The sequence below is a fragment of the Parendozoicomonas haliclonae genome (assembly GCF_900174585.1).
Taxonomy (GTDB): Bacteria; Pseudomonadota; Gammaproteobacteria; order Pseudomonadales; family Endozoicomonadaceae; genus Sansalvadorimonas; species Sansalvadorimonas haliclonae.
The window spans coordinates 1-24619 of the sequence record NZ_FWPT01000020.1; the positions used below are offsets into that span (position 1 = coordinate 1).

The 24619-nt window shown below is 50.3% G+C and carries 19 protein-coding genes and 2 pseudogenes; 9 read left to right on the forward strand and 12 right to left on the reverse strand.

What is annotated here, in order from left to right; all coding sequences use genetic code 11:
- From EHSB41UT_RS24390 to EHSB41UT_RS23680, 3 genes and pseudogenes are all read left to right on the forward strand, one after another.
- A pseudogene (locus EHSB41UT_RS24390) lies at positions 1-131 on the forward strand (IS481 family transposase); the annotation flags it as partial.
- A 64-nt stretch (positions 132-195) separates the two neighbouring features.
- A pseudogene (locus tag EHSB41UT_RS23675) lies at positions 196-459 on the forward strand (IS1 family transposase); the annotation flags it as partial.
- A gap of 271 nt (positions 460-730) precedes the next feature.
- Entirely contained in the window at positions 731-1228 is a 498-nt protein-coding gene (locus EHSB41UT_RS23680; protein WP_087113350.1) for an Lrp/AsnC family transcriptional regulator, read from the forward strand.
- A gap of 61 nt (positions 1229-1289) precedes the next feature.
- Here EHSB41UT_RS23680 and EHSB41UT_RS23685 read toward each other — a convergent pair whose 3' ends face one another.
- A complete protein-coding gene (locus EHSB41UT_RS23685; protein ID WP_087113351.1) occupies positions 1290-2489 on the reverse strand; it encodes a nucleoside recognition domain-containing protein in 1200 nt (399 codons plus the stop codon).
- 64 nt (positions 2490-2553) lie between these two features.
- Positions 2554-4080: a YfcC family protein gene (locus EHSB41UT_RS23690; protein WP_087113352.1), complete on the reverse strand. Its 1527-nt coding sequence runs from the start codon at positions 4078-4080 to the stop codon at positions 2554-2556.
- Between the two features lie 285 nt (positions 4081-4365).
- On the opposite strand from EHSB41UT_RS23690, the gene EHSB41UT_RS23695 reads away from it, so the two are divergent.
- The gene (locus EHSB41UT_RS23695) at positions 4366-5826 is read left to right on the forward strand and encodes an aminoacyl-histidine dipeptidase (protein ID WP_165767392.1); all 1461 of its coding nucleotides are present in this window, start codon (positions 4366-4368) and stop codon (positions 5824-5826) included.
- An 81-nt stretch (positions 5827-5907) separates the two neighbouring features.
- Entirely contained in the window at positions 5908-7254 is a 1347-nt protein-coding gene (locus EHSB41UT_RS23700) for an OprD family outer membrane porin (RefSeq protein ID WP_087113354.1), read from the forward strand.
- Positions 7255-7323: 69 nt separating this feature from the next.
- On the opposite strand, the gene EHSB41UT_RS23705 is transcribed toward EHSB41UT_RS23700, so the two are convergent.
- Both EHSB41UT_RS23705 and EHSB41UT_RS23710 read right to left on the reverse strand, forming a co-directional pair.
- The gene (locus EHSB41UT_RS23705) at positions 7324-8619 is read right to left on the reverse strand and encodes a purine-cytosine permease family protein (RefSeq protein ID WP_087113355.1); all 1296 of its coding nucleotides are present in this window, start codon (positions 8617-8619) and stop codon (positions 7324-7326) included.
- Between the two features lie 187 nt (positions 8620-8806).
- Positions 8807-9835 (reverse strand): aminopeptidase, encoded by a 1029-nt coding sequence (locus EHSB41UT_RS23710; RefSeq protein WP_207626750.1) that lies wholly within the window; start codon positions 9833-9835, stop codon positions 8807-8809.
- Between the two features lie 326 nt (positions 9836-10161).
- Between EHSB41UT_RS23710 and EHSB41UT_RS23715 the strand changes: the two genes are divergently transcribed.
- Positions 10162-11250, forward strand: coding sequence for a hypothetical protein (locus tag EHSB41UT_RS23715; RefSeq protein WP_087113357.1), 1089 nt, complete (start codon positions 10162-10164; stop codon positions 11248-11250).
- A gap of 29 nt (positions 11251-11279) precedes the next feature.
- Here EHSB41UT_RS23715 and EHSB41UT_RS23720 read toward each other — a convergent pair whose 3' ends face one another.
- Entirely contained in the window at positions 11280-11669 is a 390-nt protein-coding gene (locus tag EHSB41UT_RS23720; RefSeq protein WP_087113358.1) for a hypothetical protein, read from the reverse strand.
- Positions 11670-11679: 10 nt separating this feature from the next.
- Positions 11680-12141, reverse strand: a complete 462-nt coding sequence (locus EHSB41UT_RS23725) for a hypothetical protein (RefSeq protein ID WP_087113359.1) — start codon at positions 12139-12141, stop codon at positions 11680-11682.
- A gap of 238 nt (positions 12142-12379) precedes the next feature.
- Here EHSB41UT_RS23725 and EHSB41UT_RS23730 point away from each other — a divergent pair, with 238 nt between their 5' ends.
- Positions 12380-13609 (forward strand): NADH:flavin oxidoreductase/NADH oxidase family protein, encoded by a 1230-nt coding sequence (locus tag EHSB41UT_RS23730; protein ID WP_087113360.1) that lies wholly within the window; start codon positions 12380-12382, stop codon positions 13607-13609.
- A 23-nt stretch (positions 13610-13632) separates the two neighbouring features.
- Here the strand turns inward: EHSB41UT_RS23730 and EHSB41UT_RS23735 are convergent, their stop codons facing one another.
- A complete protein-coding gene (locus EHSB41UT_RS23735) occupies positions 13633-14529 on the reverse strand; it encodes a LysR family transcriptional regulator (RefSeq protein ID WP_087113361.1) in 897 nt (298 codons plus the stop codon).
- A gap of 235 nt (positions 14530-14764) precedes the next feature.
- On the opposite strand from EHSB41UT_RS23735, the gene EHSB41UT_RS23740 reads away from it, so the two are divergent.
- Together EHSB41UT_RS23740 and EHSB41UT_RS23745 are read left to right on the forward strand one after the other, a co-directional pair.
- Positions 14765-15658, forward strand: a complete 894-nt coding sequence (locus EHSB41UT_RS23740; RefSeq protein ID WP_165767393.1) for a bile acid:sodium symporter family protein — start codon at positions 14765-14767, stop codon at positions 15656-15658.
- Between the two features lie 37 nt (positions 15659-15695).
- Positions 15696-17636 carry an acyl-CoA synthetase gene (locus tag EHSB41UT_RS23745; protein WP_087113363.1) on the forward strand — a complete coding sequence of 647 codons (1941 nt, stop codon included), beginning with the start codon at positions 15696-15698 and terminating at the stop codon, positions 17634-17636.
- 121 nt (positions 17637-17757) lie between these two features.
- Here the strand turns inward: EHSB41UT_RS23745 and EHSB41UT_RS23750 are convergent, their stop codons facing one another.
- From EHSB41UT_RS23750 to EHSB41UT_RS23770, 5 genes are all read right to left on the reverse strand, one after another.
- Entirely contained in the window at positions 17758-20091 is a 2334-nt protein-coding gene (locus tag EHSB41UT_RS23750; RefSeq protein WP_087113364.1) for a TonB-dependent receptor, read from the reverse strand.
- Positions 20092-20212: 121 nt separating this feature from the next.
- Positions 20213-22171: an iron ABC transporter permease gene (locus tag EHSB41UT_RS23755; protein ID WP_087113365.1), complete on the reverse strand. Its 1959-nt coding sequence runs from the start codon at positions 22169-22171 to the stop codon at positions 20213-20215.
- On the reverse strand, positions 22168-23100 hold the full coding sequence (locus tag EHSB41UT_RS23760; protein WP_087113366.1) for an iron-siderophore ABC transporter substrate-binding protein: 933 nt from the start codon (positions 23098-23100) through the stop codon (positions 22168-22170). Before EHSB41UT_RS23760 ends, EHSB41UT_RS23755 begins: the two co-directional genes overlap by 4 nt.
- Positions 23100-23930 carry an ABC transporter ATP-binding protein gene (locus tag EHSB41UT_RS23765; protein WP_087113367.1) on the reverse strand — a complete coding sequence of 277 codons (831 nt, stop codon included), beginning with the start codon at positions 23928-23930 and terminating at the stop codon, positions 23100-23102. The genes EHSB41UT_RS23760 and EHSB41UT_RS23765 overlap by 1 nt, the downstream gene beginning before the upstream one ends.
- A 116-nt stretch (positions 23931-24046) precedes the next feature.
- Complete coding sequence (locus EHSB41UT_RS23770; protein WP_087113368.1) at positions 24047-24439, reverse strand: hypothetical protein; 393 nt, start codon at positions 24437-24439, stop codon at positions 24047-24049.
- Positions 24440-24619 lie beyond the last annotated feature (180 nt).

A 24619-nucleotide genomic window follows, 5' to 3' on the forward strand; every position in this document is an offset into this window, starting at 1 on the left:
GGGATCTGGACGACTGGTTGGATTACTACAATACTCGTCGCACCCATCAGGGCAAGATGTGCTGTGGGCGCACGCCAATGGAAACGCTGATAGCTGGCAAAGAGATCTGGATGGAAAAATTCATCGATTGAATTTGACCTGACAGACACCCTCTTGAAAATCGGTAACTGTCAGATCAGGTCTGAATTACTACAACTGAAAAAACTTCTGACATTACTGAAGCCGTTCACGTTCAAGTTTTTCTGCACCGATGACTGGAAGCCCTACGGGACCGAGTTGCTGGAGGAAAATCATATAGTCAGCAAGAAGCTCACCCAGAGTATTGAAAGAACAAATCTGACGCTTCGCACTCGCATAAAGCGCTTTAATCGTAAAACGGTCTGCTTTTCACGTCCCGAGGAAATTCACTACAAGGTCATCGGAGAGTTTATTTCAAGAATGTGGTGTCAATCTGTTTGAAACATGACCAATAATTGAGTATTCACCAACTCCCCCTACTCCAATCTTTTAAACCCATTCAATTTTTATTCTGACACTCCTCCTCAGATACATACTCTTCTCCCCCAATACCTCAAGGTTTTGCTGCTTTAAATCAGTACTTCCTCCACCTACCCTATTGTACTCTCCATCGCTCGATGGCTGTTATTAATTCCAAAACCTCAACTTGACGCCCTGCTCAAAAAACAGCCGAATAATTAAACAGTTTTTACTATCTGGCATTTTACAGCACATGAAAAAAGTCAAACTCGATAGAATTAACCGGGCAATCCTTAGAATTCTGCAAATCAATGCACGCATCAGCAATATAGAACTGGCCGAGCAGGTCAATCTTTCACCAAGTGCTTGTCTGCAGCGTGTGAAAACACTTGAAGAAGCGGGCGTGATCCAACAGCATGTCTCCGTCACAAATATTGATGCCATTTGCCATAATATCCTCGCTTATCTTCATATTCGCTTAAATATTCATCAGCACAATGAACGTATATTAATGGAGCGAAACCTTAATAAGGTGAGCGAAGTGGTTGACTGTATGCGGGTCAATGGCGAGATTGATTATGTAGCCCTGGCTGTTTGCAGTGATATCAAACGGCTTGATGCACTGTGTGATGAACTTGTCAGCCATAACCCGATTATTGGCAAGGTGACTTCGCATATTGTCCTCAATAGAACCAAATGGTTTACCGGCTATCCACTGGAGAACCTACAGTGGAAAGAGTCAACTATCTAAACTCCTGTTTCCCTATCCCACCCTGCCAGTTTCATTTGGCAGGGCGAGTCATCACTTATTATTACATTAAAAGATTTACTGCCAGATAGAGATATCGAGCGGTCACTCCGGCCACTACGCCACCCACAGTATGTGCCAACAAAGCCTTAGACGTCAGGCTACGATGCCCCAAGGTATCGAGCATTGCGGTATGAGTGCTTAAATACCCACTCCAACACATTCCCATTGCAGTGAATACAGCAATCTCATTCCCACCAATAATCCCCTTCACAATAAAAGCCTGCACTGTTGACATAGCCGCGCCTACAGCCCCCAACGATGTCACCGGAAACGCCACCAGCTCTGCCGCTTCAAACCCAAACAGGCCATAAAACAACCAGGAAAAGTGCCCGGCCACCCAAGGGAGTAACGCCACACCTTCGTAGGCAGAACCGGTGTATCCGGTGCTCGGCGCACCAAATGTCAGGATCATCACAACAGAACTGATTATCAGAACCCCTGGAATAATGGCCAGTCCCAGTTCTACACCAGACTTCCCTCCATCCAGCATGGCATTTAACAAACGTAATCCTGCCGACTGTTGAGAGACTTCATCGATATGACCTACCTCTCTCCTTCCTTCATCCTCTGCAGCCTCTAGACCTTCCCGTACACTATCAAAGTAAGGTCGGATAAACCGCTGCATTAGCCGTGTAGAAACCACCGCTCCTGCAATCGCTCCTGCAAAACCGATAAGTGCAGGTAAGAAGTTGCTGCTGCCGGTTCCAAGATCCAGTGTGGCCATAAAGGTAATCACAATCAGCCCCATACCGAATGCAGTACCAAAGTTTGTCAGTGAAATCAGCTCGTAGCTTTTAAAACTGTGACTAAACCGTTTATCGTGCGCCAATCCGATAATGGCAGGATTGTCCGAAAAAAACGTCATCAAACCGGCAATGGATGCCCGACCTGGCAGATTAAATACTGGCCGCATAAGGGGACGCAGAAGTTTCTCCATAACCCCGATCAACCCAAATTCCACCAGTAGCCTGCTGAAAGCACCCGCCAATACCGTAATGCCCATAATGTACAGAACAGTATTCATCAGCAAATCATGGGCAGTAGCAAAGATGGTGTTAAACATATTGGTCACACCCATCACACTGCCCACATAGCCAAAAAACAGTATTAGCCCGCCTAGAAGAACGAAGGGCTCTTTGGTTCTTTTACGGATTTTGGGCACAACGTCCCCGGTCACAGCACTTTCCTGTGTAGGATTCATTTTTGATATTTCCGTTAAATCCGGGGACTACTCCCCGGAATAGAAGACAGGATCTTTGTTTTATTTAGAAAGCGTAGAGATAGACCAGCATGGATACACAGGTGATAGCGATCAATACCAGCAGCAGGGGCATAATGAACTTCAGCCAGCGGTCGTAAGGTACATCAGCCATCGCCAGAGCTGGCAGAGTCAGCCCAGTAGGCGTAATCGCACACATCAGACCAATGCCGTACATAAAAGCATTCACGATATGTTCACGGGGAATACCCACAGAATCCGCCAGTGGAGCCATAATCGGCATAGCCACCAATGCCATACCTGAGGAAGAAGGCACCAGCAAATAGATACCGGCAAACAGCCCCATCATGGTGAGCACAAACACACCCTTGTTCATTCCGGCCACCAGCTCGCTACCGGCAAACAAAATAGTGTCACCGATCATGCCTTCGTTCATGATGACTCCGATGCCTTTCGCAATCGCAATGATCATGGCAACGCCCAGCAGATCATTGGCCCCCTTCACCAGCTCGGTCACATAGGTCTTTTCATCGATACGGGAAACGATCGCCACTACGATACTGGCGCCAAGGAATAACGTGGTCATCTCCTTGAACCACCAGCCCTGAGTAATCACACCATACACCATCACCCCGAAAGTCGCGGCAAACACACCCAATACCGCCTTCTGACGACCACTCAGTACCAGCTCCGCACCACCGGTCTGCTGTCCCATCATCTTCTGACGGAAGCTGTCCATCCGATCAGCAACAATTGAAAGAGAGGGGTCGGCCTTCACCTTCTCGGCATACCGCAAAAGATAGGTAATACCCAGCGCAGTACTCACCACCAGTAGCAACGAGCGGAAGACAATCCCATCGGCCCAGTTAATACCGGCCGCACTCGAGGCAATAATAGTGCTGAACGGGTTGATGGTTGAAAAAGTGCAGCCAATAAAGGAACCGATAAATATCGCCGCCATCCCGGTCAGAGAGTCATAACCGGCCGCCACAAAGATTGGAATCAATATTGGGTAAAACGCGAAGGTCTCTTCATACATACCAAAGGTCGTTCCCCCCAGCGAGACCAGAGAAGTCACCACAATAATCAACCACTTCTCCCGCCCCACCATATTACGGGCCAGAGTCTGTATACCGGCATTCAGAGTATTGCTGGCATTGACAACGCCTAGAAATCCACCAATTACCAATACAAAGAACACCACATCAATCGCCGAGTACATGCCCTCAATCGGTGCTTCCAGAGCAGCCATCAATTGCTGAGGGTTGGACTCAACCACGGTGTAAGTACCGGGAATACCGATATCGGTTGTAATCTCGCCATTGGTAAAGCTGGAGACATTTAACTTCACGTTTAATTCATCCAGACTTCCCTGAGAGCCTGGGTAAACCTCTACACTCTGATCCGGATGCGTCACATGAAACTGGGAGGTGATCGAATCAAACCGGATTTTGCTGTACATACCGGAATTAATAACCCAGGTCAGCGATACCATAATTAATGAAAGTACAAACAGCACCGTATATGCGGTGGGAAATGAAAACGATTTGGATTTTGCTTTTGCTTCAGCCATAAAGCCACCTATAGATGTCTCAGCACAAAGTAGTCACGAAACGTCTGCTTCAATTCCCCGAACGACACCCACACTGCTAAAAAATCATTCGCAGTTTCTTAACAAGGTAAGAGATTGAGGCAGATCCAATGGTTGAGCACATTCTATTTTTAAGGCGCTGACTTTCATTCCGAGTTGGGGGGCAAATTAATAATATTCTTTGTTTTTCCTCGTCTTTTTCTCATTTTTATTCCGTAGTGAGCCCGTACCATTTTTTTACTGTCCATCCCACACAGGCGACACTCCTTGGATATTACAACCTTATTATCAAATACTGCTGCGGCTGAAGTCTGGTACTACTTTTTAGCGATCAGCCGGATTCCTCGCCCATCTGGCCAGGAACAGGCTATCCGGGAGTTTATCCAGACATTTGCAGAGCAACTTCAGCTGGATTACACAATAGACAACACCGGTAACCTTATCGTCTATAAACCCGCCACACCGGGCTATGAACAGGCACAACCGGTGATTTTGCAAAGTCATCTGGATATGGTGACGGAAATGGAGGAAAGCAGCCTTCATAATTTCATGACCGATCCACTCACCCTGCATATTGATAACGGCTGGCTCTTCGCCGATCAAACCACGCTGGGAGCGGATAATGGTATTGGCGTGGCAGCCAGCCTGGCTATTCTTTCCAGCCAAACATTAATTCACGGCCCGCTGGAAGCACTGTTTACTGTGGAAGAAGAGACCACCATGGCCGGTGCAGAGGGTCTGGATGGCAGTCTACTGAGCGGTAACGTGCTAATTAACCTCGATACCGAAGAGTTACAGTCTCTCTATATTGGCTGTGCCGGTGGGGTTAACGTCGATGTTCACCACTGCTATGAACGTCAATCACCGCCGGATCATCTGCAGTGGTTCCAACTGAAGCTTTCAGGCTTGCGGGGCGGGCATTCCGGCTGCGATATTCATCTGCAGCAGGGCAATGCCATTCAACTTCTGGCTCGGCTGCTAAAAAGCCTGACCCATCATAACCTGCATCTAAACAGCTTTCATGGTGGCAGCGCGGATAACGCCATCCCCCGACAAGCCATCTCCATAATCGGCTTTCCCCTGGAAAAGGTCGCACATGTTCAGCACAGCATCGACACCTTTACCCAGCAGATCAAAAATGAATACCAGACAGTGGAGCCCGAACTAGCGCTAACGCTTCAATCTGCCCCTCAGCCCAACGACATCATCAGCCCTCAGGATTTGCAGAACTGGCTCAATGCACTGCACAGCTGTCACCACGGTGTTAAGCGGTACAGTGACCACTTTTCAGGTGTCGTTGAAAGCTCCAGCAATCTTGGCGTCGCTAATATCGAACAGGGCAAAATAACTGTGAACTGCTTTGTTCGCAGCCTGATCGACAGCGCCACCCTCGATCTTGCTGATAATCTGTGTGGCCTGTTTACCAATATCGGTGCCACCGTGCAAAAGGTGGGTCTCTTTCCTGGCTGGCAACCTTCCCCCGACTCGGCCGTTCTCGCCATTGTTACCCATGAATATGAGCGCATTCACCAGCACCAGCCAGAGATTAAGGTAATCCATGCGGCTCTGGAGTGCGGGATCCTGGGCGAGCAAAAAACCGGTTTGGATATGATTTCACTGGGCCCAGATATAGAAAACCCACATACCCCCAGAGAACGTATCAATATCGCCAGTGTTGATCCGTTCTGGCAGTTGTTAACAGCTTCGCTGGCTCGCCTGGCCGGTTAACCACTTTGAATCCAGGCCATCAGTGACCCGATCTGGTGGCTTCCCTGCAGCACCTAAAACAACACGCATAAGACAACATCCATGTACAACACAAAATATCACCCACACCACCAGCTTGCTCTGGCCATAGCTCTTGCCCTGAGTACAGGCTTTGTCTCTGCCAATGTCTGGTATGGCGAAGCCCAGAGAGAAACAGGGTTGACCTTTAACACCGGCCAAAGTTTTATCGATGATTCCAGCTTCACCTTGACCGCCCGTTCGGCCTCTTACTACCGGGAAGGCTATCGCGATGGGCGCACACCAATCAGTGGTTTCTACAGCGATGACTATCACCGGAAAGAGTCTGCTCTGGCACTTTATGGTGATTTTCAGTCAGGCTGGCTGTGGGGTACTCTCGGCTTTGATCTGGGCGTTTATGGTCAGAAGGCCCTGCTCAACACCGGCAACCCCGAAAATTTTGGTATTTTTTATAAGACCAATGACGTTGATGACACCAGCAAAATCGGGGTGGCCAACCTCAAGTTCCAACACAACTTTTCTGAAACAGCGGGCATACACGGTCGTCTTGGCCGGATGAAAGTGGACTGGCTGCCCTTCTTTTATGGGGACACCTTTGCCGCCATGCCCACCACCTTTGAAGGAGCCTTACTTAATGGCTACTGGGGCCGCTTATCAGGCTATATCGCCCGCTTTACCGGACATAGTCACTATAAAGTAGCCGGAATGAACCGTCTTCAAGGCGGTGGGCGTGATGGTGAGCTAGATGCTACAGGACTGCGCTGGGGTAACGCCTGGGAAGGCGGTCTGTCTCTGGCTGTCGATTATGCAGAGCAAAACGATTATCTGGAGAAAACCAAATACGAAATGCAATATGGTTTCTCACAGCAGGAGAGTCATATCGTCCTGACTGCCAGCTACCTGACTCAGGATGCCGGCAGAGACTACAGTGACCCAAACCATGATGCGAAGCTGGTGTATGGTGAAGTGGCCTACAGCCATTCCAGCCTGAACAGCTATTTGGGTATCAGCTTTGCAGGTGACCGCCCCTTTGATACCTATTTCACGGATGATATCTTTGCCGCTACCGTGAGAACTGTAGGCCTTTGGAACGACTTCAACCAAAAAGATATGACCAGTGTCGTTATTGGTGGGGACTACAATCTAATCAGCTATGGATTACCGCGCTGGACCTTATTCTTTAACGGTATCTACGGCTGGGGAGCAGATAAAGATACGCCAACCCCGGGGGCCACATTGCCGATCAGCAGCAGTCGAGCCTACGAAACAGCTTCCGGCTTCACCTATGAAGTGTTTGATGGGCCAGTTCAGGGTCTTTGGCTCAATACCACCTGGATTCGTGATGGTGGAGGCTATTACAGCCACGATGGCCTGCGCATACTACTGGACTACACACTCAAGGTATTCTGATAATCCACAAAAATCCCGCCATTGTGAAGTGTCCAACTTTATGGGATCACTTCACAATGGCGGGATTTTTTAATCTGTCATCAACGTCCTGGCACGTGATCGCTCTCCCCCTTTACGCACCAGAATATAATAACCAATCAACGACACCAGCAATCCATCAACAATCGGCAAAGACGTCAAAGTAAAAACACCTTCAAGGGTCAGAAAGCTCACCACAACGGAACTCCCCCAGGCGATGATCGCCGGCCAGCCAAAGTTAGGAAGCTCAGGTATCAATTCCACCTTATAGTTTTGCTTTCGGATCAGGAAAAAATCCAGAACATAAATACTGGCCACCGGCGGCAATACAATACTGAGCAGAATAATAAAATCCAAAAACAGGGTGATAAAACCCTTCAGTGCAAGCACCGTCGCCAAAGTGCTGCAAATTATATGAACGGCGGTTGTCGACAGCCCAGTAAACACGGTACGCACAGTTAAAGCGGTTGAATAGATATTTGCGGTATTGGTCGTCCAAGTGGAAAACACCAACACAAACACAGCCGGCACGGAAAGTCCCAGTGCAACCATCACATCCATCACTTCCAGCTGCCCGATCACAATAGCAGGGATTCCACCAGCAATTAGTACCACGGGAAAACCGACTACCAGACCTGCAATAGACTGCACTGCTCCCCGGTCAGAGCGCGCAAAACGGGAGAAATCCGGCATCATCACCACGGTTAATATCATCATCCCGATCAGAGCTGATGCCATTTCACTGATCGAACCACCCTGAGGCTGATAAGCCAGTACCGTTTCGCCCGCCTGAGACAGTGCGAGCCCAATAACCAGAATCATAAACAGCAACAACAGCGGAACCGCGATCAGGGAAAGGCGATCCATCGCCCGGAAGCCGTAGATAGATGTGACTGTCATCAGCACACTGCCCCAGATCATATGCAGCCAGATCGGCGTATTAATGTCGAAAATGTCCTGAAACGCGATAGCCACTGTTTCCCCAAAAATGGACACTGTCGCAGCGTAAAAGCCCAGAAAGGTTACCGCCATAATCAGATTGATCAGTCGTGAGCCAATACGGCCAAAGGAAAATTTTAAAATCATGTAAGTACTCAAATGAGTACGACTGCCAACAAGTGCGGTGAGTACGGTCAGACAACCAAACAGGGAATTCACAATAAAGAAAAGCAGAAGTGCGGTGGGAAGGCCCAGACTGAGTGTGGTATTAGCCCCTAGCCAGAAAACCGGAAGAGTGATGCCAATCCCGAACACTACCTGGGCCACCTTCCAGCCACTCACCCATTCCGTCTCCGGAACAGGTTTGAGGCAATAACTGTTATTTTGATTCTTGGTATCATCAGTCATTATCCAGTGCGCGGTTGATAACCGCCCCTCATTAATGAGATACAAGCATTCTAACGAGGCTGGGCATTATTCTGTGCGGTTTATATCAATACAGACCGCATAATCTTTGGTAATTAACTGTCCACAAAAAACAAAAAAGGCTGTCAGGTTATGACAGCCTTTAAGAAATAGTTGAAATTAACCGCTATTAATTCAGCATCTCTTTTAATTTTGGATGCACAACTTTGCCGGTATCAAGTACCTGCACGCCATCGACCCAGACTGAAGAATTCAGGCAAATTCCATCACAATGGGATTTGGCATCAATACCATGGGGAGGGGCATCCAGCGGGTGAACATAACCAATACCCCACTCGGTACATCCCCAAACCCGCTCGTCTTCAACAATATTACCGCACAGCTTGGCACCCGGATTCAGGCCATAACAGACGTGAGCCATGCGGAACATATTCGGATCATCGAAGCTGCCCAGCCAGTCCCTGAACTCGGAAGCCTGCTTGCTGGTACCGGTCACTTGTTTGATTACACCTTTCTCTACAGTTAGATGGATAGGAGCCTCCAAAGCCCCCAGTGGAGGCGTCAGGGTTCCATCAAAAGTGATAGTACCGTTGATGGTTTCCCAGTTGGGCACGAAATTAATCTGGCCAGGCATCATATGAATGCCGGGAACCGTCGCATCGCCGCTATCGCAGCACATAAGATGACGCGGCTCGATATTGAAAGAAACATTGGTGCCATTCGGTGTAGTAATACGAACTTCTTTACCAGAATTTGTAAGATGGGCAATCTCTTTCATAAACGGAGTCAGCTTTTGCACATCAAAACCGCCCACCATCCGGATCATCGCATCAGCCGGGGTTTCCACCAGATTGATATAACGCATGTTCTTATTGGCAAGGGTGGATTTCTCATAGGCGGTAGAATAGAACAGCCAGCTGGTGTTCATTTCGATCCAGATATCAGCGGCCGACAGTGCCCCAATCAGCGGTTCCAGAGGCAGCTCTTCATCGGCGGCCTTGCCATTGCCTTTGGTCATAGTGGTTTGAATAATCACCGGCTTGGCACCGCAGGAATAGGCCGCTCGCGCGGTTGCATCAATAACGTCCATATCCGAGCCGGTATCGCAGGTAATCACCACACTCTCACCGGGTTTAGCGCCCATGATCTCTTTAACCAGAGTATCTGCCGCTTTTTGCAGCTCATGCGTGAATTTCATAGTCATGATCTCTACAACGATTGAATAAACCGCGTTGCCTCAGGAGGATGCTCTGAAGAACGACACACCTCGCGAATAAAGGCAGCTGCTGATGGGGCTGCCCTTTCGGAATGAGCAATAAGTTACCATTCCAAAAACGCAGACAATTTTGATTTGCCCGTCAAAATCCAACTGTTCTGATTACTATGAATGCCTCTGCCAAATAAATTTCTCCCGCCACGGCAACAATCAACATCATGGATATGATTGCGATTTTTCCTGCCAGCCTTCCTCAAGGCTTTATCAGCAACACGCTATCCTTAACAAAGCCACCGCAGGGATAGCCAATGAGCAAGATCAACAAACCCACCAGCCCAGAAAGCTTCATCAAGCCCGAAAACCTCCCAGACCTTAAGGATTCATCTGGAGAACACCCGAAAATGGGCAAGGTGAGCTACCACACCACGCCACAAACTCTGTCCGACAAAAGCCAGCCCCCAAAACCAGCGATAAAGTTAAAAGACAGAGCCATCCAGCAGGATCCAGAAACCAAAGCCTCTCAACCCAAAAAGCGGGTCGGCTTTACAGACCGAATAACACCTCCCCAAGTTAAAACGATCGAAAATAGGGAAGCCCGTGACCAGCGACTTCTGGACGATGCCCTGTCTTTAGCCAAAGCCAATAACAAGGACGCTCTGGTAGAGCTGCTATTTACCGAACTCAGCAATGAGCAGGTCTCCCGCGCCTGCGAATCTCGTAAGACCATGTCCGGGGAATCTCTGTGCCAGCGCCTGCAGCAAGCAAGCGACAATGAATCGGCGTCTCTTATCCAGGAAGCAATAGAAGAAGCAACAGAAAAAATGGAGGCCTACGGAAACGAAGTGTTGCTCACCCGCTTTACCAGCGAAGATGATGCTGAGGAGAAAATAAGCAACCTTATGACCAAGCTGCATCGTCTGGTTAAAGCCGAGCCGGATAATGCCGAAAAGATCCAGGCCCTTCTTGAGATGCGAACACACCTAGAGGATGAATTTGCCTCTGAAAATTTAGGTATCAGCGAGAATCAAGATAAACGCGCTGGGCAGAGAGCCGAAATCAGCGAAAAGATCAAAATCCTGACCACCAATACAAAAATCCACACTCTGCTCAATCAGATAGAAGAGCTGGAACTGGTCATTGATGACAGCCGCTTAACCGAGGGCAAGAAATACAAAGGCTGGGTACCTGAGCACACCATCACCCGCCTTGAGAATCCCCAGCTCTACCAACTCAGAAGCCTGCTCCTTGAAGGCAAAGATGAGGAAGCGCTGGTCTTTATTCATAATCAGCGCAGTACCCGGGTTCTTGGAGAAATACTGAAAACCTTTGAAGCAAAAATGATGGATCAACACTGGATCGATGCCATCAAAGTCCGGTTGGATCAGCTCAATGCCTAAGGTGCACACGCTGTACGGTTCAGTTGAGCCTATTCCGCATGCCCTTTCTGCAGCCATTCGCAGAAGGCTTCTTCGCCGGGTTCAGGCAGAACCTCGCCCCCTTCCATAATCCACTGCGCCGGCATCTCAAACAGGGACATTTCAATTTCCCCAGCGGAGAGCAACAACAGGTCGGAAATTTTGGCGGCCATCTCATTCTGCAAGGTCTGGTTCATATCGGGCGTGCGGCCTTTTCGTACAGTGCCCAGTACATTGATAGCAATGCCGCTATTCAAGGGCGCGTTCTCCCAATACATCACATTAACGAAGGTTTCCGGCGCACCGGTTAAACCACAATGGACGTTCATAATCAGATTGGCCAATTCTTCCCGCTTCTGGTCTGGCAGGCTTTTTCGGGTTGTTACCGTATAGAGAGGCATGTTCGAGCTCCTAGAGAGTGATGCTGTTGTTCAAATAGCCTTTTTTCAACCAGCCTTTACCGAAGCCCATCAGCATCTTGAGCATAACGACTTTCTGTTTATTGGCCGGAAATCTCTGCAGCATTACCTGCTGAAATTCCTCATAGTGAGAAAAGTCAGTGGAGGCAAGAATGATTTCATCTTTGTTGCATCCGGTAATCTCCTGCCAATGGGCACACACCTCTGCCATAAAGGGATGGCGGCGATCCGAAGGCAGCCCATCCTCAACCGGAAGCTGAATACTGGACGCGGTCGAACGCTTTCCGGCCAGCCAGGCCTGACCGTAAGGGATGGTCAGCCACATAAACACCAGCTTGTAACCAGCGCCGAAGTGTTTGTGGTAGATCTTCGGAATAGTGGCCTCAAGCCGCTTGATATTGGTTTTGCCGATAGCGCCCTCCTGAATAGAGCACATCACCCGTATAACCTTCATCCCCCCTCCAAAATTTTTATTTCCTGCACCATCTTATAGAGATTCCCGGCGGAGAAGGCAGTGAAAAAAATTCCCTCCCCCTGAAAATTACAGGCATAACTAAGACAAAATAGGATGACAGCGCATCAGTCCGTCATTCGTATTGTTCGGTAGGCAGGTAAAAGAACTTCACTACCCTCTTGTTTTTCCCATCCCCAATAATGGCCCTGTATTTACTCTCTATGGTGGAAGAACAATCATGTCTCACCCTTCACCCCTTTCCCAACCATTAATCCTGCGCTCAGGTTCCGTTATTAAGAACCGGCTTTGCAAATCCGCCATGAATGAAGCCATTGCGACAGGCAAAGGTGGTGTGGTCCGACAGTTTGAAGTGCTTTATAAGACCTGGGCGGAAGGCGGTGCCGGCCTGCTGGTGACCGGCAATGTGATGGTCGATAAGCGTCACGCCAATGAACCTCTGGCTGTGGCGGTGGAAGACCGGAACGATATTCGGCTGCTGGCACTCTGGGCCCGGGCCGCAAAATCCCATGGCGGACAAATCTGGGCACAACTGAATCACCCGGGTAAACAGTCTCCCAAGTTCCTGAACGATGCTCCTGTTGCCCCTTCTCCGATTCCTCTGGCCAGTAATATGTTTCATCCTCCGCGGGAGCTGACCGAGGAGGAGATTAACGACATTATCCGCCGGTTCACCAATACCGCACTGATCCTGAAAGAAGCAGGCTTTGATGGCGTTCAGCTCCACGGAGCTCATGGTTATCTGATCAGCCAGTTCCTGTCGCCCAACCATAACCAGCGCACCGACCAGTGGGGGGGAACCCTCGAAAACCGCATGCGTTTTGTCACCACGCTGTATCAATCTATTCGTGCAGAAGTCGGCAATGATTTTGCCATCGGTATCAAGCTGAACTCGTCAGATTTCCAGAAAGGCGGCTTTACCCATGAAGAATCCATTGAAGTCTGTAAACGACTGGATGCGCTCGGTATTGATATGATTGAAGTGTCTGGCGGGAGCTGGGAAAACCCGGTCAATCGCCGAGGTGAGCAAAAAGAGAGTACCCGTAAGCGGGAGGCCTACTTCCTCGACTTCGCGGAGCAACTGAAGAACAATATTTCTGCGCCCATTATGGTGACAGGAGGGTTCCGCAGCCAGCAGGCTATGGAGCAGGCAGTGACATCCGGTGCAGTCGATATCGTTGGGCTGGCCCGTCCCTTTGCTGTGGATCCTCAGCTGGCCAACACGATCCTGCAAGGTAAAAACTACCAGTCTGCCGTCGTCCCTATCTCAACCGGCATCAAGAAGATTGATGAGATGGCGATTATGGAAATCAGCTGGTACACCGATCAAATCCGCAGAGTCAGCGAAGGGCTGCCTCCGAAAACCAAAGTCTACGGCGCCCTGTCGGCCTTTGCCGTACTCTACCGGTTCTGGAAACGTGGCCAGACGGTTAAGCGGGTGCGAACCTGATCCTAAGACATTACGACTCGGTCTTATAATGGCCGGGTCGGCTCCATATATTGGCCAAACAGATCAACAACCTCTTTGATCACTGGCATTAGCAGATTTTCCGGTTTCACCAGACACAAGCTATGCCATTCGATCTGATAAGGCAGCTCGAGCTTGACCAGCTCGCCTGACGCAAACTCATTGTGAAACATATGTTCTGGCCCCACGGTGACATAATCAGAATGGTTCACAATGGTTTTCGCCATAGTGTAGTTTTCACAGGTAATCGTTGGCTGAAAGCCGGTACCGATGTATTCAATAACCCGGGAGCCCAGGCTTTTCGGAATATTGGGAGTAATGATCTTAAAGCGGGCGAGATCATCCACGGTGGCAGAATCCAGTTTGGCCAGTGCGTGTTCCTTACGTACGACAACCACCAGCTTATCCGCAGTTTTCAGCGGCGCATCAATGCCATCGGGAACATCTTCATCCATAAACGGCCCCACTGCGAGATCAATCTGTCCTTTCATAAGCTGCTTGAGAAGGACATCCCCCGCCATGGTCGTCACGGAAATTTTGAACGGGTAATCACGATCGGCAAAGTCCAGCAGCACCTTGGGAAGCATATGCTGCTCAATGATCGGCCCGACACCCACCCGAACAGTCCCTCCAATCATATCCGACATCAGCGTTAAGCGGTGCTCAATAGCCTGTAGCTGTTGTTTAAGATCGTTGCCTTCCCGAATCAGAAATTCTGCAGCCGGAGTTGCGACCATCCCGGCACTGTCCCGGTTAAAGAACTCAATGCCGATCTTCTGTTCCAGCCTACTTATTTTTTTACTTAAGGTGGGCTGCGACATATTCAGGGCATCTGCGGCTTTATTAATGCTGCCCAATTCAGTGACGACCCGGATCATATGAATATCGGAAATATCGATCATGCCACACTTACCCTCCACTTCCCCCTTACCCTAAAGGCATACTATCCACTTTCCCGATTCAACAACAGCAACGTGGATCGTCATTAGCGAGTCAATGAAACAATTTCACTCCCCTACAAAAATTATTTCATTATCCCGCCCTGCAGCTACTTGGCATATTGCTCCTATATCGATTTGCCATTCAGATCAATGTCACTGATCTCACAGAACAATAATTCCAAAAGAGATGCCATTCATGGAATCACTGGTCAATATCGCGCTGTTAATCGCCCAAAGCATAATTATGTTGTCTTTGGGTATAGGCCTCGAAGTGAAAGACTTTCGTCGGGTGATTGAGCGAAAACGCATTGTCACAATCGCATTGTGTGCCCAAGTCCTGTTCCTGCCGTTGCTCGCTCTCCTGACGATCTATTTATTCTCTTTCTCACCGCTTTACGCCGCCGGTTTGATGATTCTCGCATTCTGCCCAGGCGGTGTATCCAGCAATATCATCTGCAAACTGGCCAAAGGCGATGTTGCGCTGTCCGTAACCTTAACCGCAGTTACCAGCATTCTCGCGTTTTTAACTGTGCCGTTTCTGGTGACCTTGACCATGGCGCGCTATCTCAGTAACGAGATCAGTGACTTCTCCTTGTTGGATATTGCCCTGGTCACCTTTCTGATCACGACAACGCCAGTGATGCTGGGAGTGCTGATACGACACTTTCAAACCACGTTTGCGCGGCGTATTGAGAAAGCACTGGAGCGTACCGCCGTCGTCTTATGGACCCTTATCGTCATTGGCGCCTTCCTCTCAGCCCGAGAAACACTGGCCGATAACATGGCCGAGATAGGCCCCGGCTTAGTGTTTCTGCCTGTTTCCATGATTGTTATAGGTCTGCTGACAGGACGGATAACCGGCTTTTCCCGTATTGAATCAAAAACACTGGCTATCGAAGCCAGCATTCAGAACGCACCTATGGCTATCACCCTGTGCGTGGTGATCACCGGTTCAACAGGGCTTCCTGAACTGGCTCTACCTGCGGCCATCTACTCACTGACGATGTACATCGTAGCATTGCCATCTGTTGCCCTGTTCAGACGCTGGGACCAGCCTGCCATAGACCATCAGCCCATTGCCACGTCATAAACGTTCGCATCAGCCTATTCAATTCGGGGGAAACAGTATGAGCCTGCAAGCCATTCAAACACGGGAAGACCTTGAAAGGTTGGAGAAAGAGCGTCCGTTCGAGAGCCTGTGTCAGTTCGAGAGCACCTACGAAGCGATCAGAACCAGTGCCCATCTTCGACCAGAGAAAACTGCTCTTTCCTTTTTTCTGAATGGCAACGACTACCGCTCAGTTCACACAATTGACTATCAAAGTCTTCTCCAGAAGATCACCCAAACCGCAAACTTCTTTCATCGCCTAGGCCTGCAATGTGATGATGTTGTCGCCTTTATCCTGCCCAATATGCCAGAGACCCATTATGTCCTCTGGGGTGGCGAAGCCCGCTGCCAGATTTTGGCGATTAACCCGCTGCTGGAACCCGGTCAGATCCGGGAATTGATCGCCTCCGTCGATGCCAAGGCCGTCATAACCATGAATCCAATGAGCAGGCTTGACCTTTGGCCCAAGCTGGATGTCATCCTGCCAGAGCTTCCATCTGTCCAGCATGTGATCGGTGTGGATATCGCCCATTATGTGAACGGTGCCAAGGGCATGGCAGCCAGACTGATCCAGTCCTCACAGCGCAAGAAGATCACCCTGCCTGCCGGAAAGCAGTATTACAACTTCACTCAGGCGATTACCAAAGAGAATGGCAATGATCTGATGTTTGATCGGGACTATACCCAGAACACCATCTCTTCCCTGTTCTGCACCGGTGGCACCACCGGCCTCCCCAAAATTGCCCGACGCACCCACCGTAATGAGCTGGCCAATGCCCGCTCCCTACAAATGTTGAACGCTGACATTCTCAATGCCAACAAAGTCATTCTTGGCGGCCTGCCGCTGTTTCACGTGAATGGCGCACTAGCTACCGGACTGCTGCCGTTTATGATCGGTGCATCAATCGTGATCGCTACCCCGCAGGGTTATCGTGGCGAAGGAGTGATAAGCCGGTTCTGGGAGATCGTCGAATACTTTCGCGTCTCAGCCTTCAGTGCCGTACCAACCGTTTACTCAGCGCTTATGAATATCCCTATAGAAGGTCGTGACCTCTCCTCTCTGGAAGTCGGTATCTGTGGCGCGGCACCGATGCCGGTGGAGCTGTTCCGCAGTTTTCAGGAGAGAACAGGAATCAAGATTCTTGAAGGTTATGGCCTGACTGAAGGCACCTGCGTAAGCAGTATCAACCTCTTTCATGGCCAGCAAAAAATTGGCTCCATTGGCGTGCGACTCCCCTACCAGGATATGGTCTGCGCGGTGGTTGATGCAGATCGCATTGTTCGTATCTGTGAGACTGATGAGATCGGTGTGCTGGCCATCAAGGGACCGAATATCTCGCTGGGCTATCAACTCGAGCACCAAAACAAGGACCTGTGGATGACAGACGAGCATGGCGACACCTGGCTCAATACCGGCGATCTGGCCCGGCAGGATGCCGATGGTTACTTCTGGCTAACGGGCCGGAAGAAAGAACTGATCGTCCGTGGCGGCCATAATATAGAGCCCAAGCTGATCGAAGAATCTCTATGCCGACATCCTGCTGTCAATATGGCCGCAGCCGTTGGTAAGCCTGATGCCCACGCGGGTGAAGTGCCGGTCTGCTATGTCCAGATCAGTGATGCCACCACAATCAACGTAGAGGAACTACTCACCTTTGCCGCAAAAGAAACCCCTGAGAAAGCAGCAATTCCGAAAGAGATCCACATGGTGGAAGAGCTTCCCCTGACCGCCGTTGGAAAAGTCTTTAAACCGCAACTGGAAATGCAAGAGATAGAACGCTGTATTCTCACACTGGCAACTCACAACTTGCCAGATAATTCCATAAAAGTTGCGATGAAACAGGATCCCAAACACGGCATTCTGGCAGAGATTACGTTGATAGGATGTGATGCTGAACAGCAGGCAATATTCAGGAAAGAGCTGGGAGCTTATACGTTTAAGCACACATTTATAAAGTAGTTTTCATTGAAGCTGGATTGACTGCATCCCTAGACGACAAAACCCTACTTAAGCAGGGTTTTGCCAAAAAGTAGCAGATATGCCACTACCTATAGATATTGCAGGTTTAAAGCACCACTACTCAATAATCGATACGATAAGAGAGCGTATAAGCCCGGCCTTCAGCTTTGTGTGCACTCAAACCATCATAGGTCTGGCGTGCCCACTGGCTGTAAACGGTTTCATAGTCTTCATTGAGAAGATTGCTGATCCCGGCACTTAATACACCAACCGGCAGCTCGACAGCGGCCATCAAATCAACCGTGGTATAACCGTCAACTTCAACAGCGACAACCTGACCACGACTGGTTTTCCGACCTTTATCGTAATCGGCAAAGGTTGTCGCTTGCAGACGAATATCCAGACCATCCTGCTCATAGGACACATGGGCAGTGATTTTCTCCGGTGAAACATCCGCCGCCTGAAGATCAAGCCACTTGCCGATATCGGCATAGTAACTGCGCCCTTCCGTAAAGGCATAGCTGCCGCCAAGGCTCCAGTTATCGTTCAGATAGAATTCACCGACTGCTTCTATACCGTACACTTTCTTTTTCTGATCCAGCAGATCAACACTGAAGTCGGCATTAAAGTCTATGGTTTTATCGGATTCATTGTAGAAAGCCGTCACGTTCGACTCAAAATTCTCAAAGTGACCACGCCAGCCCAGCTCGTAGCTCTTGATCTTGATGGCATCAAGATTGGCATCGTTTACGTCAGTCGCTGTTGCGCCCGGTACAAACGCGGCAGGTAATGCCGCCAGAATACTGCTCTCTGAATAGGCATTCCTGAGAATACGGGCAGCATCGGGCACCTCAAACCCTTCCGAGTAGTTGGCAAAGACTTCCTGATTGTCATCCAACCGATACACCAGTCCACCATTGGCCAGATTAGCAGTGTACTTTTTGGTGTCGCCCTGCAAAGGTGTTCTGATATCCGGTAGCGGTCTGCCCCCCAAAAGCGGTGCAAATACGGCCTGAGTGTAAATCGGCAAAAACCAGGTTTCAGCAATCGGGTTATAGTCACTGATATCTAGGCTGGCACGCTCATGGCGGAAGCCGGCATTGAAGGTCAGGTTGTCCTGAATTTCATAGGATCCCTGGATAAAGAGACCGAGGGTTTTGGCGGTCACATCCGGACCATAGTCGTATGTTTCACCAACCGGCTGCAGATCCAGACCATTGCTGGCAACAAACACCTCATCATCAAAACTTTGCGCGGTCTGTTCGCCCTTGTCGACATCGTAATCAACACCATAAGACAACCGCAGGTTATCATTCACCTCGGTATCCAAAACCAGCTTGACTCCGTAGACCTCCGACTTAGACGTCGACTGATTGACAACCACATCATCATCAACCAACAGGTTGGCACCGGGCATACGCAGTGCAGCATCAAGGCTCGCCCGGAAATCATAGGCATAAGGGTAGAAACGCGCTTCCCGCGTACGGTAATAAGCCTGGGCTTCCAGACGGCTGCCAAATACATCTTCATCAATAAACCGGAATGACAGACTGTCGCGATCAGTGTATGGCTGGCTGCTCAGCTTCAAGCCTTTGATCGGCTCACTGATGGGGGTGGTCTTATCGGCCAGATTAGACAGGTTATCGCCATAGTTTGGTCCGTAATCAGTGTCCATCTCATCACGGAAGATCTGGGCTGAGGCTTCGATCCGCTGAGATTCATTGATATCAAAACCCAGCCTGGCGAGCACATCTTTGGTCTCCGTATCACTGCGGCTGACCTGGGAAGGGTCCGGCCCCACCCGATGACCATCGGCATCAAAAATGCTGTCCCGCTGCTCAAAGGTGCCACTCAAAAGAAAATCCAGACCCCCTTCACGACCGCTGATGCTCTGGTGGAGAGTGTAAGCATTCAATTCGCTGGATGAGATTTTCAACCCCGCCTCGGAGGTAAACTGCAAACGGCCCTGCTCTGGTTTTTTGGTAATGATATTAATGATACCGCCGGTCGCTCCACCACCATAAATCGCACTGGCACCAGATACCACTTCCACCCGGGCAATATTCTCCGGACGAATGGTATTCATCTGTCGGCTGATCTGACGGTTATCCTGTTGGGAAATACCGTCAATCAAAACCAGCACCTTGCGGCCACGAATACTCTGGGTACGGTCGGTAACAGTCTGGGTGCTCGGCCCCATCCCGGGTACCAGTTTTTCCAGAATATCAGAGAGTTTTTCTCCCGAAGAGGCCTGGGCAGCAATCTGCTGGCCTTCAATCACCTGTACTGTGCCGGAAATAGATGACAGATTGGCAGCGGTTCTGGTGGCGGTCACCACCACTTTGTCCAGTTGGGTAATATCTGCCAACAGGGAGGATGATAATGCAGAACCCGTAATAGTCAGCCCGATTGCCAGTGCCAGTCGAGTGGGCGCTGTTCGTTGTGGTCCTTTCATGGAGAATCTCCAATAGCTTTGTGTGTGTTATTAGCAATGCAAGGCTTGTTATAATTCAAAGTCCCTGTTTTTATTTCCCCCGCTTCCTGCAGGGGCTGATTGATTTCCTGCTTCTGTCTTACTAACGGCGCAAATATCGGCCACTGATCAGCAATAAGATGAAGTAGATACCCCCAATGCAGGACACAACCAATCCGGCCGGCAGCTCAAACGGGAACATTAACGTTCGGGAAACGTAATCTCCCCCGATAAGGAGTGCCATTCCCATCAGCGCAGAAGCCGGGATCAGATGACGATGACTGGTCAAACCAAGTAAACGACAAATATGGGGTGCCATAAGGCCAACAAAGGAAATGCCCCCCACAACGGAAACCGTCAGGGAACAGGCCACAGCAATGCCCCCGAGCAGGACAACCATAACTAGAACCGAATTGACGCCCAGTGCGCCTGACCAGTGACTGCCAAGAGGAATAATATCCAGCTTGCGCCAGAGCAACCCGGAGATCATCACTAACACCAGAGCTCCCGCTCCGAGAAGAAGCGCCGACGGATAGCTGCTGTGATAGGTCGAACCGCTGAGCCACACCAGAACTTCCGTCGACTGGTTACTGCCCAGAACCAGAACGATATTGATCAAGGTCCCTGCCAAAGCGGATACACAGAGTCCGGTCAGGGCAAAGAACTGTGGTTGGAAATTAGTCAGTCGCCCAATCAGTAATAACAGCGCCAGGGCGCAGCCGCTCCCTAACAATGTCAGAGCAATCAAGCCGGTATCACTTAGCCCCGGTATCAAAATCACCCCCATAACCGCAAATAAGACACCGGTAGTCGTAAGACCAGAAACATCCGGACTGGCCAGGGGGTTCTTTAACAGCGTCTGCAGAAGCAATCCTGCAACCCCTAAAATAATGCCAGCACAAGCCGCCACCAGAAGACGGGGTGCACGCAGATCCAGCAATGCCCTGAATCCCTCGCCTCCCAGAGCGAAATAGCTGACCACGGCGGTGATGAATAGCAGACTAAGAATCACCAGCAGGGGGCGGGGTTTGATCAGGCTATGAATTCCCGTTTCCGAGCTGCTGGGCAGTCGCCCATTATTCTGTCGGTTAAGGGCCAGCATGGTGATCATAAAAGGAGCACCAATCAGGGTCGTCATAGCCCCTGCTGGCAGGCTGTAGTTCTCGCCAGAGAGCCAGCGAGCCATAATATCCGCCCACAGTAAAAGCAGAGCACCGGTAACGGCTGCCGCGGGAATCAGCCAGCGGGTACTGCGAAAGCCCAAAAACCGGGTAAGCGGAGGAGCGACCAGACCGATAAAGCTGATCATCCCCACTTCACTGACCACCATAGACGACAAAATTAATGCGACAACCAGTGATCCATTCACAATAACTTTGACGTTAATACCCAGACCTGAAGCGGTTGTTTCACCCAGCTCAACCATATCCAGGGAGCGCCCCAGCCCCCAGCTTATGATCATCAGCACAGCGAGTACCGGCCAGGCCCGATTCACACCTTCGTAGTTATGCTGGGCAAGGTTCCCTGCCCCCCAGGTATAAAGCCCTTCCAGACTGTTTTCCCAGAACATCATCAGACCGGCGCTCACTGAACCCAGCGCCAGGGTCATGGCCATGCCCACAAGCACCAGATTGACCGGTGAATCACTGATCATCCGGGACAGTTTGAGAACCAGCAAAGTCGTTGCCATAGCGCCAGCGAACGCGACAAGAATGGGGGCTTTTGCCATTAACTCCGGAACCACGACCATACCCACAACGGTGGCCAACAGCGCCCCGGCATTGACGCCCAGTGTCGCAGGGCTGGCAAAATTATTCCGTGTAGCCTGCTGGATCAGAACCCCGGCAATCCCCAATGCTGCTCCGCACACGAGCGCCATAAGTGTTCGGGGGACCAGAATGGTTGTAAGCAACAAGTGCTGCCAGTTGTCGCTCGCCCCTATCCATAACGCCGACAAGTCCACAACAACGCTGCTGCTTTTGAGAGAAATAATAATACTGGCCACTACCAGGCAGGCCAGAACCATACCGGTCACCGGTGACCAGGACTGTTGGCGAATCATCCGGCATCTCCTGTTAGCTGACGGGTAAACTCTTCAGCCATTCGCTTGGCAGACACAGGTCCCCCGAAGCCCCACAGGTTCGGAGTGCGGTAAACCCTTTCTTCCTTGACCGCGGGCAAACTGTTCCAGACAGCCGATGTCGTCATAGTACGGGCTTCACCCTGCACCTCACCGATCAACATCAGACTGGCATCGCCAACCAGCGGTAGCTGTGTTAAATCAATATGGGAAAAGTCACGCCCCGGAAGCGTTTTGACCCAGGCATTTTCCAATGACAAGGCCTCAAGGATGGCTCCCGCCAAAGAACCTTCCCCATAGGTGCGAAGACCCAGCCCCATTCCGACAAACTTCCCGACCATCACCCGGGAGCCGGACAGGCCTGCATCCTTAATACGCTGTCGACAGGCTGCCAGTGTTTGTTCCAGCTCCTTGATGTGCTGCTCTGCCAGCGTCGTTCGATCCAGCAGCTGAGCGACGCGCCAGAAATTGTCTTCCATACGCGTAAGGTAATTGCGGGGATCACCCTGGCTCGGGTATTGGGTATACAGCGCAGTCGGGGCGATAGCCTGCAGACGGTCATAGAGCCGTCCATGCCGCCAGTTGTATCCAAGAATCAGATCAGGTTGCAATTGCCACAGCGCTTCAAGGCTGGGCTCGGCACGATGCCCTAATTCAACAACACCTTCAGGCATCGGTGGGTTGTTGGATTGCCAGTGACGATAACCTTTCAGCGTGGTGACACCCACCGGAGTCACACCAAGAGAAAGAAGGAACTCAGCCTGCGTCCAGTTCAAAGCTGCGATACGTTGAGGAGCTGCGTCCAGAGTGACATGTCCATAGTCGTGCACATACTTTTGCGGGCTGGCTGGAACCCATAGCGAAACCAGGCTCAGGATGAGGCCCGCCGGATAAAGGAAGATACGATTCATTAAACAGCAGCCTTGGTCGCCTGAGCAGATTCAATCAGAGGAACCCAAACGGTTTCGCTGCGGCCTGGTACATGCGCCTGTTCCGCAGAGACGTTGAACACATCGCGGAGCAGGGTTTCATTAACCACTTGTTCAGCACGACCATGCTTACAAAGCCTTCCCTCTTTCAGCACAATCAACTCATCACTGAACTGCGCGGCCTGGTTTAAATCATGGAGCACCCATAAAACGGTGACACCTTTGTCACGGTTCAGCGTCTGAACGGTGTTAACCAGATTGAGTTGATGAGTGATATCCAGCCAGGATGTCGGCTCATCCAGCAGCAAAACTTTGGTGTCCTGAGCCAGAGCAACAGCCAGCCATGTCCGCTGCCTTTCCCCACCCGATAAATGCGCTACCTGACGATCAGCAAGATGTTCCAGCCCGGTACGCTCAATCGCCTCATCCACTGCAGCATAATCACGAGAGGCCATACGGCCAAAGGCGCCTACCCAGGGGTAGCGCCCACAGCCCACCAGCTCTTTAACGGTGATACCGGCCGGAACAGGTGAGGACTGTGGCAGCATGGCCAGCTCGCGGGCCAAATCACGACGGTTCCATGATGGAGACGGCTCGCCCAAAATATGCAGCTCCCCCTGCCCGGGGAGTGTCTGGCCTGACAACATCTTCAGAAGGGTACTTTTTCCAGAACCATTAGGTCCAATAATTCCCGTGATTAAGCCGGAACGTATAGACAGATCAAGACTATCAAGAATGGGTGGGGATTTCGGAGTATTGCTTCCGGATGCACTCCCCCAATAAGACAATTGTCTTGTAGTGAATGTATACATTTCCGTGTACTGCTTTATGTTGTTAGAGTTTGAGGACAGGAATGATAATGATTTGCATTACCAAAAACAACATTATGTACTTTCTGCACGAAAATTAACTACCCGTGGCAGCGGCATCAGTTTAACTGCTGCCTTAGCCAGTGATTTGCAGCGTGTACGCTGGTCACGGCCATCATGGGAAATGGCATAGCCGCCTGCATTTTTTCACCGACGACTCTCTGCCCCTGTTCAACATTGTCAACCAGACGTGCGACACCAAGGCAATACTGGCCAAGGTTCGCTCTCTGCTCCTTAAACCAGAGTCCCAGAGCTTTTCTGGCTTCAGGGGAAAACTGGCTGTTAGGCCGCGCATGAATAAGCATGACAAAGGGCTGTTTTCTGGCCAGCAGGCCATTCATATCTTCAAGCCACTGCAACGCCTCATCGTCTGAGGCCTGTCTTACAAACTCAAGCTCAACCTGCGGCCAGCCTCTCATTTGAATCGCATTCACATCAGCGACAGTTTTCATTGATTCAGGCACCTCTTATTTCCTGTTCTTGTTATAACGCAAACCAATCTGGCGTATTTAGCCGGTAGCAGGCTCCGGAAAAGGATCGATATCGACAACAACCGTGACCAACAAAAACATCAGGATCGCCATAACAAATATCCCAATCAAAGCAGTTTCCATCCCCGGAATCAGGAAGAG

Excerpts from the sequence above, each read along its gene's own strand:
- EHSB41UT_RS23680 (WP_087113350.1), top strand. The coding sequence starts at position 731 with ATGAAAAAAGTCAAACTCGATAGAATTAACCGGGCAATCCTTAGAATT.
- EHSB41UT_RS23685 (WP_087113351.1), bottom strand. The coding sequence starts at position 2,489 with ATGAATCCTACACAGGAAAGTGCTGTGACCGGGGACGTTGTGCCCAAA.
- EHSB41UT_RS23690 (WP_087113352.1), bottom strand. The coding sequence starts at position 4,080 with ATGGCTGAAGCAAAAGCAAAATCCAAATCGTTTTCATTTCCCACCGCA.
- EHSB41UT_RS23700 (WP_087113354.1), top strand. The coding sequence starts at position 5,908 with ATGTACAACACAAAATATCACCCACACCACCAGCTTGCTCTGGCCATA.
- EHSB41UT_RS23705 (WP_087113355.1), bottom strand. The coding sequence starts at position 8,619 with ATGACTGATGATACCAAGAATCAAAATAACAGTTATTGCCTCAAACCT.
- EHSB41UT_RS23710 (WP_207626750.1), bottom strand. The coding sequence starts at position 9,835 with ATGAAATTCACGCATGAGCTGCAAAAAGCGGCAGATACTCTGGTTAAA.
- EHSB41UT_RS23715 (WP_087113357.1), top strand. The coding sequence starts at position 10,162 with ATGAGCAAGATCAACAAACCCACCAGCCCAGAAAGCTTCATCAAGCCC.
- EHSB41UT_RS23720 (WP_087113358.1), bottom strand. The coding sequence starts at position 11,669 with ATGCCTCTCTATACGGTAACAACCCGAAAAAGCCTGCCAGACCAGAAG.
- EHSB41UT_RS23725 (WP_087113359.1), bottom strand. The coding sequence starts at position 12,141 with ATGAAGGTTATACGGGTGATGTGCTCTATTCAGGAGGGCGCTATCGGC.
- EHSB41UT_RS23730 (WP_087113360.1), top strand. The coding sequence starts at position 12,380 with ATGTCTCACCCTTCACCCCTTTCCCAACCATTAATCCTGCGCTCAGGT.
- EHSB41UT_RS23735 (WP_087113361.1), bottom strand. The coding sequence starts at position 14,529 with ATGATCGATATTTCCGATATTCATATGATCCGGGTCGTCACTGAATTG.
- EHSB41UT_RS23740 (WP_165767393.1), top strand. The coding sequence starts at position 14,765 with ATGGAATCACTGGTCAATATCGCGCTGTTAATCGCCCAAAGCATAATT.
- EHSB41UT_RS23745 (WP_087113363.1), top strand. The coding sequence starts at position 15,696 with ATGAGCCTGCAAGCCATTCAAACACGGGAAGACCTTGAAAGGTTGGAG.
- EHSB41UT_RS23750 (WP_087113364.1), bottom strand. The coding sequence starts at position 20,091 with ATGAAAGGACCACAACGAACAGCGCCCACTCGACTGGCACTGGCAATC.
- EHSB41UT_RS23755 (WP_087113365.1), bottom strand. The coding sequence starts at position 22,171 with ATGATTCGCCAACAGTCCTGGTCACCGGTGACCGGTATGGTTCTGGCC.
- EHSB41UT_RS23760 (WP_087113366.1), bottom strand. The coding sequence starts at position 23,100 with ATGAATCGTATCTTCCTTTATCCGGCGGGCCTCATCCTGAGCCTGGTT.
- EHSB41UT_RS23765 (WP_087113367.1), bottom strand. The coding sequence starts at position 23,930 with ATGTATACATTCACTACAAGACAATTGTCTTATTGGGGGAGTGCATCC.
- EHSB41UT_RS23770 (WP_087113368.1), bottom strand. The coding sequence starts at position 24,439 with ATGAAAACTGTCGCTGATGTGAATGCGATTCAAATGAGAGGCTGGCCG.